Raw genomic sequence first — 15,944 nt, 5'->3', positions numbered from 1 at the left:
AGCCAGGCGTCGAGCACGCGCTGCTGCAGGGGTGTGACGTCCTGATACTCGTCGACGACGAAACACCGGTAGCGGTCCCTGAACTCCTGCGCGACGGCGGCGTCGTTCTCGATCGCCGCGGCGGTGTGCAGCAGCAGGTCGTCGAAGTCCAGCAGGGTGGTCCCGTCGCGGCGGGCCTTGGCCGCCTCGTATCCGGCGTACACCGCGGCGATCCTGGCGGCGTCGAACGGGATGTCGCGACCGACCTCGGCGACCGCGGCCGGGTAGGTCTCCGGGCTGATCAACGACGACTTCGCCCACTCGATCTCGCCGGCGAGATCACGCACGTCGTCGGTGCTGGTCGGCATGCCTGCGCGGTTGGCGGCCTGGGCCACCACGCCGAACTTGCTGTCGAGCAGTTCCCAGCCCGTGTCGCCGACCAGACGCGGCCAGAAGTACTGCAGCTGCCTGCGCGCCGCGGCGTGAAACGTCACGGCCTGCACCCCGCCCCCCCCAGCCCCGGATTCGGTGTCAAGGGACCGCAACCTGGCCCGCATCTCCCCCGCGGCGCGCGAGGTGAACGTCACCGCCAGCACCTGGCCGGGCGCGACGTGCCCGGCGGATACCAGGTAGGCGATGCGACGGGTGATGGTGCGCGTCTTGCCGGTGCCCGCGCCTGCCAGCACGCAGACCGGTCCACGCGGCGCCTGCACCGCCTCGCGCTGTTCGTCGTCGAGGTCGTTCAGGAGGGCGGCGTCCGGAGCCTCGAGCGGCATGGCGTCCATCTTGGCAGGGCCCTGCGACAATTGCCGCAGCGGCGGTGCAGCCTTTGAACGCCCGCACCACCCGCACCGGCGCATCGGTCGGGCCGACCCGGACCAACAGATGCACGTGATCGGGCATCACCTCCTTGGCCACGATCTCCCAGCCGTGTTCGGCGGCGATCTGCTCCAGCAACCGCCCGCAGCGGCCCGCTACGCACCCGCCCAGAATGCGGCACCGGTACTTCGGGCACCACGCCAGCTGCAGCCCCAACGAGCACACGCCTCCCGAGGTGCGGCGGAACCGACACTCGGACATGCCGCGCACTTTACAAAACAGGACCGACAGCACCCCGATCACACGCTAGTCACCAGCCCCGGTTCCCCCGACGGCTAAAGCCACCGGTCCCCTCCGGGCATGGACGCGGGTTCGGCTATGTTGAACGACTTATGAGCGCTGCATTAACGATGTACACCACCTCCTGGTGTGGCTTCTGCGCCCGGCTCAAGAGCGCGCTGAAGTCCGAGGGAATCGCCTGGACCGAGGTCGACATCGAAGCCGAGCCGACGGCGGCCGAGTTCGTCATGTCGGTCAACGGCGGGAATCAGACCGTGCCAACGCTGAAGTTCGCCGACGGGTCGACGCTGACCAATCCGAGCGCCCGCGAGGTCAAGGCCAAGCTCGCGGCATAGATCGCGCCGCCGTCAGTCTGGGTATTCCGGCCCAACGGCGGTGCGGGCGCCGAGTGCGCGCCCGCCACCCCAGCCCAGTTCACGCCGGTAGCCCCCGAGCAGTCCTGCGGTGGCCAGTCCCGCGGCATCACGAAACCCGGAGTCGTCGGCCGCAGGCGTCGACAGCGGGGCCACGAACAGCGCGTCGGTCGGGCAGTACGCCTCGCACTGAAAACAGGTCTGGCAGCTGTCGTGCCGTGCGATCACCGGGACTCCGTCGGGACCGCGATCGAACACCCTGGTGGGGCACACCTCGATGCAGCGGTCACACGCGATGCACCGGTCCGCCGCGACGACCTCGATCACGCGGCGTGCCCGCCCACCAGCGCAGGCCGCGGCGACTCCGGTCGGCTCCAAAGTTCGTCCAGTCCCCCGGTCAACAGCCGACGGCGCTGCCCAGGATCCTGCACCGGGTAGTCCGACCGCTTGTGCATCCCGCGGGTCTCCGTACGGGTCAGAGCGGCGTGATACATCCACCGGCCGTGTGCGACCATCGCGGCCGCTTCGCGCGCCCTGAAGAGATCCTCCCCGTCCGCGCCCAGACCCACCCTGACCTCAGACCACGTGTCGTGCAACGACTTCAGGGCCGGCGTGAGCCGGTCACCGTGCCGTAGATAGTTCAGCTCGTAGGGCAACACTTGACGTTGGACCTCGGTGACCACGTCGCGATACCCGAGATCGACCGTGCCGGTCGGACGAACACCAGCTCCTCCGACCGGACGCAGTCCGGCACCCAGACGCCCGCGTTGAATCGCGAAGCGCGCGGCGCCCTGTCCTGCCCAACTGCCGGAGGACGCGGCCCACGCCGCGTTGTGGCTGCCGCCGCCGGTGAAGCCACCGCAGATCATTTCGCGCGTCGCCGTGTCGCCGGCCGCATACAGCCCCGGCACGTCGGTGGAGCAGGCGTAGTCGGCGACCCGCACGCCGCCGGTGCCACGGACGGTTCCCTCGGCGAGCAGCGTGATTTCGAAGAAGTCGGTGAACGGGTCGATACCCAACCGGTCGAACACCAGGAAGAAGTTTGGCTGGCCTCGACGCATGGCGACTTGCTCGGCTTCGGTGGCGCGGTCGAGCCGTGCGAAGACCGGCTCGGATAACAGCGTCTTGGCGATCACCGACCGGCCTCCGTAGTTGGCCGCACCTTCGAGCACCGTCCTGTCTTCGCGGTAGAAGGTCGCCCACGAGTAGTAGGCGGTCTTCGTCAGCGAAGTACCTTTGGGCGCAATGGCATACGCACTCGAGAACTCCATGCCCGACAGCACCGCGCCCGCCTCCACCGCCATGAGTGCGCCGTCGCCGGTGTTGACGTCACAGCCCAGCGTCTTGGACTGGAAGGCACACCCTCCGGCAGCCAGCACCACGGCCCCGGCCTCGATGCGCACGGTGCGCCCCGACGCCCGGTCCAGCGCCACCGCACCCGACACCACCCCGTCGTCGTCGACCAGAAGTTCCAGCGCCGGGGTGTGGTCGAGGATGCGGACCCCGAGGCGCTGCACCCGGGTGCGCTGCCGACGCATGTACTCGGGGCCCTGCAGGTCGTTGCGGATCGGTCGGCCGTAGGTGTCGACCGGGAAGGGGTAGCGCTGCACGTCGCCGAGTTCGTGCATCCTGGCGTGGGTTTCGTCGAGCACGCGCGTCATCCAGTCGCGCTCGGCGAGGTGACCACCGAGGGCATCGCGGCTGGCCATCGCCGCCTCTCGCAGTTCTGGTACGTCCTCGACGTACCAAATGCCGGTGCCGACCGAGGCGGTGGCGCCACTGGAGCCGGTGTGGCCCTTGTCCGCCAGGACGACGTCGACGCCCGCCTTCGCCGCCTCGATGGCGGCCCACGTGCCTGCCGGCCCGCCCCCGATCACCAGCACGTCCGTCGACAGCGTCTCGTCGGCAACAGTTTTCGTCACAGCACTCCTTCTCTACCTTCTTTACGCCTTGAGGCGGTTCGTCCCGAAGATGACCGCCGACCACACCGACAGCGCCGCCGCAAGACCCCACACCACGGCCAATGCCGACACGGCGCTGACGTCACCGCTTCCCAACAAGCCGATCCGCTCGACCTGCACCAGCCAGAAGACGGGGTTGAGCTGGCTCACGATCGCCCAGGCGTGTGGCAGCTGGTGGACGGAGTAGAAGATGCCGCCGAGGAATCCGAGCGGCAGCAGGATGATCGACTCCATCGAGTACACGTGGTCCAAGGACTTGGCCAGACTGCCTGCGATCACGCCGGTCTGCGCCGCCACGACGAGCACGCCGAGGGTGCCGAACACGAACACCAACGGCCGGGCCACGCCACCGTGCGTCAGCGGCAAACCGATCGCCAGGACCCCGGCACCGACGATCACTCCGCGGGCGAGCCCACCGGTCACCAGGGCAGCGTTGATCTCCCACCATCGCAGCGGACTGGCGAAGACGTCGTTGATGTACTTGTCGCGGCGGGCCTCGAACAGACTCGTCGTCCCGTTGAAGAACCCGACGTTGACGATCGCCTGGGCGAACAGGCCACCGACGATGAACTGGCCGTAGGGCACGCCGTCGGTCGTGTCGACGTGACGGCCCAAAACCGAGCCGAAGACGATGACGAACAGGATGGTCGACAGCACGGGACCGACGATCGAGTACTGCCAGATGTTCAGGAACCGCAATATCTCCCGCTCGGCGAGCCACAGGAACGGTGCACGTTCGGCGCGAAACGGCTCGTCGTAGGGCCTGATCGTCTGAGTCTCGACGCCGGTCACGAGGTGGCCTCCGCCGCGATGACCCTGGCGTAGACCTCGGAGATGTCGCGTGCCTCGTACCGGTCACGCAGGGACGCCGCCGATCCCCGGTCCATGATCCGGCCTGCCCGGATGACCGCGATCTCGTCGCAGAGCGCTTCGGCTTCCTCCAGATAGTGGGTGGTGAGCAGGATCGTCGTGCCTGCGGCATTCAGCCTGGAGACGAATCCCCAAATCTCCGCACGCAATTCGACGTCGACCCCGGCCGTAGGTTCGTCGAGGATCAACAGGCGCGGCCGGTGCATCAGGGCGCGGGCGATGACGAGGCGGCGTTGCATGCCACCGGACAGTTCGTAGGCCCGGCCGTCGGCCTTGTCCTCGAGCCGGAACAGCGCCAGTAGTTCGTCAGCGCGGCCCACGGCCGTCTTCCGCCCGATGCCGTGGTACCCGGCGTGGTAGATCAGGAGTTGCCGCACCGAGAGGAAGCGGTCGACGTTGATCTCCTGCTCGGCCAGACCGATCAGGCGCCGGGCCTCCCTGGTCCGGTAGTCGTGGCCGAAGACGGTCAGCTCACCCGACGTCGGCTTGACGATGTTGCACACCGAACCGATGAGGGTGGTCTTGCCTGCCCCATTGGGCCCGAGCAGACCGAAGAAGGCGCCGTCGTCGAGTTGCAGATCGAGGTCCGATACCGCAATGAAGCCGTCGGCGTAGACCTTGCGCAGCCCCTTGATCTTCAGGGCAGGCGGAACGTTGGCGCTGCGGGCCGGTGAGGCCGATACGCCGGAATCAAAGAGTGTCACACCGCAAAGTCTGCATGGTCGACCTGGAACTGGTTCGCCGGGACCGGAAGGCCGTAGTGCTCGCGCAGGGTGGCGCCGCGGTACTCCTCCCGGAACAGCCCCTTGCCCCGCAGGATCGGCAGCACCTGGTCGATGAACGTCTCAAGGGCCGACGGCAGCGCCGGCGCCATGATGTTGAAGCCGTCGGCGGCGCCGCCCTCGAACCACGCGATGATCGTGTCGGCAATCTGCTCCGGTGTACCGACGAACGTGAAGTGCCCGCGGCCGCCACCCAGACGGGACAGGACCTGTCGAACCGTGAGATTCTCGCGCTGGGCCAACTCGATGACGAGGTCCGAACGGCTCTGCGTGCCTTGCAGTTTCGGCCTGGCCAGAATGAAGTCGGGCAGCGGCTTGTCGAGCTCGAACGCCGACGGGTCGGTCTCGAAGATGTTCGCCAGCTGCCACAGGCCGTATTCCGGTACCCGAAGATCGTCGAAACGCTGCGCCAACTCCTGGGCCTCGGCTTCGGTCGAGCCGATGAACGGCACGATGCCCGGCAGCACCAGCACACCGTCGGGGTCGCGACCCGCCGCCTTCGTCCGCGACTTGATGTCGCCGTAGAAGTCGGCGGCGCGTTCGTAGGTCTGGTGGGCGGTGAAGATGGCCTCCGCGTGGCGGGCGGCGAAGTCCTTGCCGTCCTCCGAGGATCCGGCCTGCACCAGCAGCGGGTATCCCTGCGGTGGACGCTCGACGTTCAAAGGTCCCGCGACCTTGAAGTGGCTGCCGATGTAGTCAATGGCGTGCAGGCGTGCCGGGTCGGCGTAGCGGCCCGAAACCTTGTCGGCGAGAACGGCTTCGCTCTCCCAGCTGTCCCACAGGGCCTTGGCGACATCGAGGAATTCGTTGGCGCGGACGTAACGCACCGCGTGGTCGGGCCGGTCGTCGAGGCCGAAGTTGGCGGCTTCGTCGGCGCCCGCCGAGGTGACGATGTTCCATCCGGCCCGCCCGCCGCTGACGTGATCGACCGAGGCGAGCCGGCGCGCCAGGTTGTAGGGCTCGTTGTAGGTCGACGACACGGTGGCGATCAGCCCGATCCGACTGGTGTGCTGCGCCAGCGCGGTCAGCAGGGTCAGCGGTTCGAGCTGGCCCGGCGGACGGAACTCACCGTCGCCGGTGAGCGCAGGCCCGTCGGCGAGGAAAAGCGAGTCGAACTTGGCGTCCTCCGCCAACTGCGCCAGCTTGATCCAGTGCCGAAGGTCGAAGTCGGCATGCGGGTTGCTCTCCGGCAGCCGCCATGCCGCCTCGTGGTGGCCCGCCTCCATGAGGAAGGCGTTGAGGTGCAGTTCACGCGGGGCGACACCCATCAGCGTGCTCTCTTCTTCGCGCAAGCGCTCATCAGGGCGCCTTCGAGCTGTCGAAGCCGTCGGGCAGAAGGTTGTCATAGATGGTCGTGACGTCGACCTGCTTGGTGATCTCGCCGGCCTCGAAGAAGGCGTCGCTGAGGGCCTGCTCGGCCTTGAGGTCCTCGGGGAGGAACTGGGTGATCTTGAACGGGTAGGAATCTACCGTCGCCCTGGCGTCCTCGAGCGAAACACCTGTCTCCGTCGCGATGGCCTTGGCGTACTGGTCGGGGTTCTGCTGCGCCCAGTTGAATTCGCGGCCGATGCGAGTCAGCACATCGGCCAAGGCGGCGCGCCGGACCGGATCGTTGAGCGACTTTTCACTAGCCACGTAGTAGTTGTTGACCTGGTCGATCGGCGGCAGACCCTTGGCGATGATCTTGGCACCGTTCTTCACCGCGATCGCGGACTGCGGATTCCAGATGGACCACGCGTCCACCTTGCCGGTGTTGAACGCCGTCCCGCCAGCCGCCGGGCTGAGGTAGACGAGCTCGACGTCCTTCGGGGTCAGGCCCACGCTCTTGAGCGCGAGCAGACCCAACCCGTGGGCAGAGCTTCCCTGCGGGACGGCGAGCCGCTTGCCCTTGAGGTCGGCCAGCGTCTGGATCGGTGAATCCTTGGGCACGATGATGTTCTCGGCCGCCTTGGTCGCGTCAGCGCCGCGCTGGACGGCGACGATCTTGAAGCCGAACTGCTTTGCCGCCCCGGTGATCGGTGGGACGTCGCCCACGGAACCGAGGTCGATGTCACCGGTGGCGGCCGCCTGTACCAGCGGCGGACCGTAGTCGAACCGGGCGAACTTGACCTTGTACGGCGCGTCATCGAACACGCCCGTGATCTTCGCCAGCTCCTCGCTGCCGTCGCCGCCGTTGTCGCCGATGGTGAAGGTGTACTGACTCCACTCCGGATGGCTGTCGCTGCCTGCTGACCCGCTCAAGGGACCCGGTGAGGCATCGGGGGTCTCCGACGAGGAGCCGCAGGCGGCAAGAACGCTCGCCACCGTGAGCAGCACGGCTGCGCCTGCGAGTCGGAAGGACTTGTAGGACATGGGTTCTCCTGTGTTCTAGGTGATGAGACGTATACGTTTCAATGCTGGCTGGCCAGACCAAGGTCAGCCAGCAGGGCCGCCCGGAGTTCCTCACGGGCCACGCTCGCCTCCCGATTGGCAGCCGACAGCTGCACTCGATGGGCGTTGCCGATGCGCCCGTTGCTCATGACGAGGATGCGGTCGGCAAGGGCGATCGCTTCGTCGACGTCGTGGGTGACGAGCAGCATGGAGGCGTGGTGCTTGCGGCGGAGTTCGCGAACCAGATCGTGCATCCGGACCCGGGTGATCGCGTCCAGCGATGCGAACGGCTCATCGAGCAGGATCAGCTCCGGTTCCGACACCAACGCACGGGCCAGCGCGACGCGCTGGGCCTCGCCACCCGAAAGCTGTTTGGGCCAAGCCTTCTCCCGGCCGGCCAGATTGACCTCGCTCAGTGCCTTGCGCGCCCGTTGGTCGGCGTCCGGACCGCGCAGGCCCAACGTGACGTTGCGGAGAACGCGCTGCCAAGGCAGCAGCCGGTCGGCCTGGAACACGATCGCCCGCTTCGCGGGAACCTCGATGCGGCCGCCGTCCGGGGTGTCCAACCCGGCCAGCAGCCGCAGCAGGGTGCTCTTTCCGCAGCCCGAGGGGCCCAGGAGGACGACGAGCTCCTCGCCCTCGATCACGAGGTCGAGATGGTCCAGGACGACGCGGCCATCGAACGCGCGGACGACCTGCTCGACGAGCACGCCCGTCTGCTGACGCGGCGTCGCGTCAGCGGTGATGCTCATGCCGCCTCGAAACTGGGTCGCCATCGCAACAGCACCCGCTCGAGGATCCGGACCAACTGGTCGGCCACCAGCCCGAGGATCGAGTAGATCACCAGGCCGACGAAGACCTTGTTGGTCTGCAGGTAGGTCTGGGCCTGTGTGATCAGAAAGCCGAGTCCCTGGTCGGCGTTGACGGTCTCGGCGGCGACCAGACCCAGGATGCTGTAGGCGAGCGAGAAGCGGAGACCGACCAGGAACCCCGGAAATGCCCCTGGCAGCAGCACCCAGGTGACCACCCGCCACCGACCGGCACCAGTGGTACGAGCCATCTCGATCAGGCGCTGGTCGACTCCGCGGATCGCCGAGAAGAGGTTCAGGTACATCGGCACGCCGGCGCCGAAGGCGATCAACAGGACCTTCGTCAGCTCATCGATGCCAAACCACACGACCATCAGCGGCAACACCGCGAGCAACGGGATCGTGTTCAGGACTTGCGCGAGACCGTTGAACAGATACTCGCCGCTGCGGAGGAAGCCGCCGAGCACTCCGGCGACGATGCCGACGGTCAATCCGAGCGCGAGACCAATCCCCGCTCGCTGCAACGATATTGCCAGGTCGGGGCCGAGGATCCCGTCGTTCCACAAGGTGATGGTGGTGCTGACGATGTCGGTGGGGGCCGGTGCGTACGTTGGCTTGAGTACGCCCGCCTGGGCGAGGATCTCCCACACGATGAGGATCACCACCGGCGTGGTGTAGATCCCCAGCGGCCAGCGAAGCCTGCGGCGCAGCGTGCCGACGAAGGTCTGGCGCCGGACACTGCGGGGCAGGAAGACGTCGCGGCGCCGCGACGGCGCGGGCGCAGCGGGGAGCAGTCCGGAAGGGGCGGCCGGCTTCGTGTCGACGATGACGTTGGTCATGGTCGTGCTCGCATCGACGATGCAAGTCTCGTAAACATGGGCATGTCTCCGGTCTGGCGCGCGGCAATTAGCCACATTCCGTTGCCCGCCGCGCGATTGGCGTGGCGGTGCGGTCATGGTCACCATGCCGCAATCACCGCCGCTTGAGCAGCTATCAAATCGGCGGGATTCTTTCGCGCGTGGCGGTCGGATCGGCCAGAGACGATTCGTCGAAGCCGGATGCCGAAACTCAACCGGGCCTGAGGTCGGGCCGGTAGGGCTTGGCGTCACCTTCGGTGTGCTCGACGCGGTACAACACGCTCGGATGCTTCTCGTCCCCGGGAAGCACCGGCCGTGAACGCCATCCGCCTGCCAGCATCCACACTCTTTCGTTGTCGTGTATCTTGCCCAACGCGTAGTCGGCGGGTAGCTCATCGTCGAACTTCAGTGGCTTCAGCACGGTGCGGTATCGGTTTTCGTCGACGATCAGGCCTGCGTCGGCGGCTTCACCGACCATCCACGCCAACGCGATATCGGACAATTGGTGGTCGTCGGGGAAGAAGCCACCCACATCGCTGTGCACGCCGGCGAACCACATTTCCCGGTACCGCCCCTCCGACTTGGCGACGGACTCCGCATCGAACCGGTATTCCTTGAACGGACGTCGGCGTTCGTCGAGAGCCATAGCGAGGCGGGCTGTTTCGACGTTGGTGATCTTGCGAGTGAATGGCCAGCGGGCCATCTCGATGCGTGCCTTGAGGTTCAGCCAGCCGACCGATTTCACCGTGTCCCACACGCCGAGATAGCGGACCTGGTGCTTGCTCTTGTCGAATGCGTTGGGGAACGCCGGATTGCCGAACTGTTTCCTGAAGTCATCCCGCACATGCCAATAGCGATCCTTCTCCGCCTTGGCGTCGGCGTCGGCGTCCTGCTGTGCATCCGATGTGGTGCCGCGGGCGGCGCGCGACTTGCCGCTCTGCGCGTAGAGCTTGATCGCGTACGGCACCAGGTTCTCGGTGCCAGGCCGCAGCAAGCCGACGGTGCGCAGCATCCCGGTCAGCGCGCAGGCGGTGTACGCGCCGCGGGAGAACCCGAACACGTAGATCCGGTCTCCCGCATCGTAGTTGCGGGATAGCCAGGTGTAGACCTCTTCGATGTTGTCCTTGATGCCGTAACCGGTCACCATGCCAGCAGTTCTGGTCAGCGCCTTACCCAGTGGGGTGACAGCGCCGCGGGCACCCATGGTGCCGACTCCGGGGTCGTAATACACGAGCTGCCGGTCGTCCTTCTGTGCGATCTGATAGATGCGGGTGACGTTGGTGGCGCCGTGTTCGGGCTCATTGCTTGGTGCCGTCCAGGCAGAGCACGAGGTTTCTGGCCATCACTGCCCCGCCAGCTCGATGAGGTGCAGCTCGTTCTCGCCGACGATCACGATCCGCTCTTCGAACTGGGGGTTCGCGGCGAGAAACGCCGCCAGACCCTGGGTTTCGGCGTCCCACTGTTCGCCGTGGTGCTTGCTTTCGAAGTCTTTCTTGGCGCCTGCATCGATGTCGGCGATCGGGTACGTCAGGTGGACGTGATAGTCCACGTCACCGCGGACCTTGGCGAGCATCTCGAGCGTCTCTCGATCGGGGTTGCCGAACTTGCCATTGGCGGAGAACACGTAGTGGTCGGCGCTGATGCGCTCGAAGAAGACCGTGTCGATGTTGCGGATGCTGCCGTGGTGCGGGCACTTCAACACGTCGACGTGAATCGTGCCGCCCGGTTCGATGACGCCGACCAGCTCCATACCCTCGAGGATCTTGTCGCCACGCGCGTCGCCGGTGAAGAGGATCGTCCTATCGTTCGATTCGGCGAGTACGACGATGCTCGACAAGTTCGGCACCGTGTCGTCGTCGAAGCTGGCCAGGAACTCCTTCGACTTCGCCACCTCCTCGGGGTTTTCCTTGACCCACTTCGCGTGCTCGGCTTGCAAGGCCTCGATTTCGGCGAGCATCGGCCCGATGACCGTGAACGTCAGACCGCTGCCCATGTCGAGTGGGTCGTTGTGGTCGGTGGCGACGACCATCTCACCACCGGTGTCCACGTTGCGATCGATGCCAAGCTTGATCGCATTGTCACGCAGCTTGCGGCCGTTGTTGACGCTGGCCAGCACCATCATCGCGCCGGTGTTGAACTCCGGGTCGTCGGGCAGCTCGCCGCCATCCAGCGAAGCGGGCCCGAACCGGTCCGCTACCGCGGCGACGATCTCCTTGGCATCGTTCTTCGCGATGTCGTCGAATGCGTTGTGCCACAGGTCGAGGATCTGGACCATTTCGGCCTTGTTGTCCTCCCTCGCCTGTACGAGTTCCTTGGTCAGGTCTTTCAGGCCGAGCACGTGGTCGTCGTCGATGTGGCTGAGCATGCAGAGGTCGATCGGCAGCGACTGTTCCGGGGGAAGGCCGCGTTCCAGGCGCAGCGCCTGCAGTCGCGGCTTCAGAAACGACGTGTAGACGCCGCTGGGTCCGCCGTCGATCAGTGCGAGCGCAGGTTCATCGGTAGTGCCGTAGTGCAGCAACAGGCAGTCGCCGTACTTTGCCCGAAGGACCTCGAGAGTGAAGACGTTGTCGCCCATGGCCTTGCCCCCAATTCGTGTGGTTATTGACTTTGCAAGGCGCGGAGCACGTCGAGCATGCCGTGGCCCTGGAAGCTGCGGTCGCGACCCAGATCGGTCGCCGTGTCGCACAGGATCTTCTTGATCCGGTCGGGCCTGCCGATGAGCTCCGGGTAGCGACCCATCAGCAGCGCGGCGGCGCCACTGACGTGTGGGGCGGCCATGCTCGTGCCGTCGAGTGCGCCCCACGCCCCGTCGAGCACCGTCGAATCGACCCGTTCGCCTGGGGCGACGAGGTCCGGCTTGAGTCGGCCGTCGCCAGTAGGGCCACGGCTGGAGAAGTAGCTGACTCCGTAGGTCGTCGGCGCGGATTTGTGGGTGGAGCCGACGGTGATGACGCGTTCGGCGTTGCCCGGGTCGGTGATCGAGAGCGCGGCATAGTTGTCGAACGGCTGGCCGCCGACGACGCTGTGCTGGTAACCGAGGTTGCCCGCGGCGGCGACCACAACCACGCCGCTGTCGATCAACCGCTCGCTCTCGGTGCACACCGGGGTTCCGCCGCATGCGTAGTTGCGCACGTCGTGCGGGATCGACACGCTCAGGTTGACGCCGTTGATCAGCAGGAACCCGGCCTGTTCGTTGATGTACCGGATGAACTGCAGCGCGGCGATCACCGCGAATTCGGTGTCCGTGATGGTGGTGTCGGCATCGGCGCTGAGGATCCGGAAGTCGTAGAGGCCGATGCCGGGGCACATCCCGTCGGCCGACTCGGGGTCTTCCTCGTGTTTGGTCGCGCCGATGATGCCAGCGACGTGCGTACCGTGCGCACTCGGTGGTCTTGGCGGATCAACCCCGGGCTTGGGCTTGATCTCGACGAACTCCCTCACCAGATCCCATCGCAATGAGCGACCCTTCACAACGCTCGAGGCGATCTCGGCGAGCATCCCATCCGGGTCGTCGTCGGGCATGTTCTCGCCGCGGGATTCCTGGAGCACTGCGAGGTTCTTCTTCCTCACCGCTGGCTTGTTGTTACCGAGGGTGACGATTCGGCGATAGTTGGTGAAATCGAAGGTGCCCCTGAACCGCCCGCGTTCCAACGACGGGTGGTTGCGGTCGATGCCGGAGTCGATGATCGCCCAGTTGAGCTCACTGCAGTCGATACCAAACAATCGCTGGGCGGCGTCGCCCTTCACGGTGGGCACCGATCTAGCGATGGCAGGCGTGGCATGCCGGTTCAGCGAGATCTGGAACACCATCGGTTCGGCCTCGGAATCGGAAGTCATCGATTGCAGGACGTTGAACACGGCGCGGGAGATGTCCGAAGGCGAGCTCTGCCTCAGATTCTGGACGGCCTCGGCGGTTTGCTTCTGCACCTCGTCGGCCGTCGACGTCGGCGTCGGCGTGTCGCTCCCCGGCTCCTCGTCCGCCAGGGCGGGCGGGATGTTCTCCCCCGCGAGGAAAACCAGCGCACACAACGCGACGAATCGTTCGACAGCCGTACGTCCGTTCGCGGTGTTCGCGGGCTCGCTGGTCGACCATCGCGTGAGCAGACTGGTGACGTCGTCGATGGTCTGGTTGAGCTTCCGCGGACTGTCGGCGTCGCCGTTGGCGACTGCGTCTTCATCCGCGGTGCGGTACTGCTCGATTTCCTCAGCCGTGCGCGGCTGATACCACCACTTGGTCATCGGTATGACAATCTGTAGCAACTCGTCGAAGTACAGTTTTGCGGCGACGAAGGTTTGCAGGGGCGCGATGTCCGGGTCGACATCGTCCGGCCGCGTCTTCTCCGGCCGCCCTGCCACCTGTTCGACACCTTCATAGATGGCGGCGGCAAGTTTGTTTGCAGTGGTGTCCTTGTGCGATGTGATCAACAGGTCGGCCTGGGCGTTGGGATGTTCCGCATACTGCACCCATACGTCGCCGAGAATCGGCGAGTCCTGCAGCTGACGCCTGCTGTCGCCGCTGCCCAGAAGGATGTATTCGATTAGTGCGCGCGGGATCTCGATGGCCATGGTTTCCGATTCCCCCCGGCGTGCGTTGGAAGAGCGGCTTTGCGGTGGCGAATTCATTGCTGACTCACCTGCCCATGAGCCAACCACGTTGCGACGTGTATAGGCGTGAGTAGCTCACTACCTGTAGTTGGTACCCGTCGGTCATTGTTCGGCGTCGATTCGACGAGGTGAAGGAACTCGAGCACGACGGAACCGACGTAGTCGTCACGGTCACTGACGTCGGGCGGTCCTAGTCCAGCGCCGCCCAGGACTCGATGATCTCCCTGGCGATCGAGATGGAGCCGGGCAGCAGCAGCCGGGACGGCGAGTCGCTGCTCCAATCGCCGTCCTCGAGGGCGTCGCGCACCTGGGCCCGGGTGAACCAATCCGCTTCGACGATCTCGCCGTCGTTGAACGCGAACACCTGCTCGGGATCGCCAATTGCGTGGAAGCCCACCATGAGTGAGCGCGGAAACGGCCACGGCTGGCTGCCCAGATAGCGGACGTCGGACACGGTCAGTCCGACCTCCTCGTTGATCTCGCGCACCACACAGGCCTCGAACGACTCGCCCGCCTCCACGAATCCGGCGAGCAGCGAGAAGAGCCGCTCCGGCCACACCGTCTGGCGGGCCAGCACGCAGCGGTCGTGCCCGTCGTGCACCAGGCAGATGATCGCCGGGTCGATCCGGGGGAACTCCTCGTGGCCGTTGACGGGGTTGACGCGCGACCAACCGGCCTTGACCATTCGCGTCGGGGAGCCGTCGACTGCGCTGAATCGGGCGCTGTCATGCCAATTCAGCAATGCGGTGGCCGTCGCCACCAGCTGTGCGCTGACGTCGTCGAAGATCGCACCGGCCCGACGGAGGTCGAGCACCTCCGATTCGGCGTGGGGATCCTCGGGGCCCTCCAGCGCGCCGCGTATCCCCCAGACGTGCCTGCCGTCCTCCAGCCGGCCCAGGAACACCGCGTTGTCGGCGGGGGTCTTGGACACCTTCGCGGCGGCGCCGAGCACCACCCGGCCGCCGGAGATCAGCACCTGGTTGCGCCGGTCGACCCGCAGCACCAATGCGTCCGGCCAGCCCGCCACGGCGGCATCGACGTCGGTGCGCAGGACGTCCGCCCGGTCGGCGCCGACCCGCGACAGCAGGGGGACATTGCGCAGCTGAAAGTCGGTCATGCCGTCCCGCCGATCACCGGTCGGCGTTCGTGCTGCGGATGTACAGCAGCCGGTCGCCCAGCTCGACGGCGTCCACCTCGGGCTCGTCGACGCGCAGCAGCCTGCCGTTGCGGACGACGCCGAGCACGATGTCGGCCAGGTGCCGGGGTGACCCGCCGACCTCGGTCGTCTCGACCGGGCGTTCGGTGATCGCGAAGCCGGCGTCGGGCGTGAGGAGGTCCTCCATGACCTCGACGACGGACGGGGTCTGGGTGGCGATGCCGAGCAGCCGTCCCGCGGTCTCCGAGGTGACGACGGTGGTGTCGGCACCGGACTGTCGCAGCAGATGCTGGTTCTCGGCCTCCCTGACCGCAGCGATGATCTTGGCGTTGGGCGCGAGTTCGCGCGCGGTGAGGGTGACGAGCACGGCGGTGTCGTCGCGATTGGCCGCGACGATGATCGACTTGGCGTGCTGCGCGCTGGCCAGCCGCAGCACCTCCGAGTCGGTGGCGTTGCCGCGGACGGTCACCAGCCCCGCGCTCTTGGCCCGCTCGAGCGCGGCTGGGTTCTCGTCGACGACGACGATCTGGCCGGCCGCGACGTCGTCACCGATCATCGCGGCGACCGCCGTCCTGCCCTTGGTGCCGTAGCCGACGACGACGGTGTGATTGCGCACGGACTTCCTCCATCGCTGAATGTCGAACGCCTGGCGCGACTGGGTGGTCAGCGTCTCGACCGTGGTACCGATCAACACGATCAGGAACGCGATGCGAAGCGGCGTGACCACCAGGACGTTGATCAGCCTCGCCGACGGGGTGAACGGGGTGATGTCGCCGTAGCCGGTGGTCGACAGCGAGACGGTGGCGTAGTACAGGCAGTCCAGGAGCGACAGCTCATTGTCCTGGACGTCGCGGTAGCCGCCGCGGTCCAGGTAGACGATGAACACGGCCGCGAACAGTGCCAGCAGCGCGTATACGACACGCATGAAGATCCTGCGCGTCGGGCTGACGAACGGCTTGGGGATGTTCAGGATGCCGACCAGGTCGGCATCCGGCCGGGAGCTCAGGTTCTGATTGATCGCCTCCAGCTGCCGACGCAACCTACCCCTGGCCACGAGGGCCCATCATCCGCCGGCGGCGTAGC

The 15,944-nt window shown here is 66.4% G+C and carries 15 protein-coding genes and 1 pseudogene; 1 reads left to right on the top strand and 15 read right to left on the bottom strand.

Annotated features, from left to right (window positions below):
• A partial coding sequence (locus QOC69_RS31425; protein WP_526446413.1) for a UvrD-helicase domain-containing protein occupies positions 1–755 on the bottom strand: 755 nt, incomplete at its 3' end.
• A 49-nt stretch (positions 756–804) separates the two neighbouring features.
• Positions 805–1,059, bottom strand: a pseudogene (gene tnpA, locus QOC69_RS31420) (IS200/IS605 family transposase); the annotation flags it as partial.
• 131 nt (positions 1,060–1,190) lie between these two features.
• On the opposite strand from tnpA, the gene mrx1 reads away from it, so the two are divergent.
• A complete protein-coding gene (mrx1, locus tag QOC69_RS31415) occupies positions 1,191–1,433 on the top strand; it encodes a mycoredoxin Mrx1 (RefSeq protein ID WP_526446412.1) in 243 nt (80 codons plus the stop codon).
• 12 nt (positions 1,434–1,445) lie between these two features.
• Here mrx1 and QOC69_RS31410 read toward each other — a convergent pair whose 3' ends face one another.
• The 13 genes from QOC69_RS31410 to QOC69_RS31350 all read right to left on the bottom strand — a co-directional run bounded on the left by QOC69_RS31410 (position 1,446) and on the right by QOC69_RS31350 (position 15,915).
• Complete coding sequence (locus QOC69_RS31410; protein ID WP_526446411.1) at positions 1,446–1,778, bottom strand: 4Fe-4S binding protein; 333 nt, start codon at positions 1,776–1,778, stop codon at positions 1,446–1,448.
• A complete protein-coding gene (locus QOC69_RS31405; protein ID WP_526446410.1) occupies positions 1,775–3,373 on the bottom strand; it encodes an FAD-dependent oxidoreductase in 1,599 nt (532 codons plus the stop codon). Before QOC69_RS31405 ends, QOC69_RS31410 begins: the two co-directional genes overlap by 4 nt.
• Positions 3,374–3,394: 21 nt before the next feature.
• A complete protein-coding gene (locus QOC69_RS31400; protein ID WP_526446409.1) occupies positions 3,395–4,204 on the bottom strand; it encodes an ABC transporter permease in 810 nt (269 codons plus the stop codon).
• Positions 4,201–4,986, bottom strand: a complete 786-nt coding sequence (locus tag QOC69_RS31395) for an ATP-binding cassette domain-containing protein (RefSeq protein ID WP_526446408.1) — start codon at positions 4,984–4,986, stop codon at positions 4,201–4,203. Before QOC69_RS31395 ends, QOC69_RS31400 begins: the two co-directional genes overlap by 4 nt.
• Positions 4,983–6,332, bottom strand: a complete 1,350-nt coding sequence (locus QOC69_RS31390; protein WP_526446418.1) for an LLM class flavin-dependent oxidoreductase — start codon at positions 6,330–6,332, stop codon at positions 4,983–4,985. The genes QOC69_RS31395 and QOC69_RS31390 overlap by 4 nt, the downstream gene beginning before the upstream one ends.
• A 31-nt stretch (positions 6,333–6,363) precedes the next feature.
• Entirely contained in the window at positions 6,364–7,416 is a 1,053-nt protein-coding gene (locus QOC69_RS31385) for an aliphatic sulfonate ABC transporter substrate-binding protein (RefSeq protein WP_526446407.1), read from the bottom strand.
• Between the two features lie 38 nt (positions 7,417–7,454).
• Positions 7,455–8,186, bottom strand: coding sequence for an ABC transporter ATP-binding protein (locus tag QOC69_RS31380; protein ID WP_526446406.1), 732 nt, complete (start codon positions 8,184–8,186; stop codon positions 7,455–7,457).
• Positions 8,183–9,082 (bottom strand): ABC transporter permease, encoded by a 900-nt coding sequence (locus QOC69_RS31375; protein ID WP_526446405.1) that lies wholly within the window; start codon positions 9,080–9,082, stop codon positions 8,183–8,185. The genes QOC69_RS31380 and QOC69_RS31375 overlap by 4 nt, the downstream gene beginning before the upstream one ends.
• 229 nt (positions 9,083–9,311) lie before the next feature.
• Positions 9,312–10,358 (bottom strand): phospholipase effector Tle1 domain-containing protein, encoded by a 1,047-nt coding sequence (locus tag QOC69_RS31370; RefSeq protein ID WP_526446417.1) that lies wholly within the window; start codon positions 10,356–10,358, stop codon positions 9,312–9,314.
• 84 nt (positions 10,359–10,442) lie between these two features.
• On the bottom strand, positions 10,443–11,675 hold the full coding sequence (locus QOC69_RS31365; RefSeq protein WP_526446404.1) for a ComEC/Rec2 family competence protein: 1,233 nt from the start codon (positions 11,673–11,675) through the stop codon (positions 10,443–10,445).
• A 23-nt stretch (positions 11,676–11,698) separates the two neighbouring features.
• A complete protein-coding gene (locus QOC69_RS31360) occupies positions 11,699–13,666 on the bottom strand; it encodes a S8 family peptidase (protein WP_526446403.1) in 1,968 nt (655 codons plus the stop codon).
• A 229-nt stretch (positions 13,667–13,895) separates the two neighbouring features.
• On the bottom strand, positions 13,896–14,822 hold the full coding sequence (gene nudC / locus QOC69_RS31355) for an NAD(+) diphosphatase (RefSeq protein WP_526446402.1): 927 nt from the start codon (positions 14,820–14,822) through the stop codon (positions 13,896–13,898).
• A gap of 13 nt (positions 14,823–14,835) precedes the next feature.
• Positions 14,836–15,915: a potassium channel family protein gene (locus QOC69_RS31350; RefSeq protein WP_526446401.1), complete on the bottom strand. Its 1,080-nt coding sequence runs from the start codon at positions 15,913–15,915 to the stop codon at positions 14,836–14,838.
• Between the last annotated feature and the right edge of the window lie 29 nt (positions 15,916–15,944).

It is taken from the genome of Mycobacterium sp., from assembly GCF_032162105.1.
Taxonomy (GTDB): domain Bacteria; phylum Actinomycetota; class Actinomycetes; order Mycobacteriales; family Mycobacteriaceae; genus Mycobacterium.
This window is presented reverse-complemented; position numbering and strand designations above follow the sequence as displayed.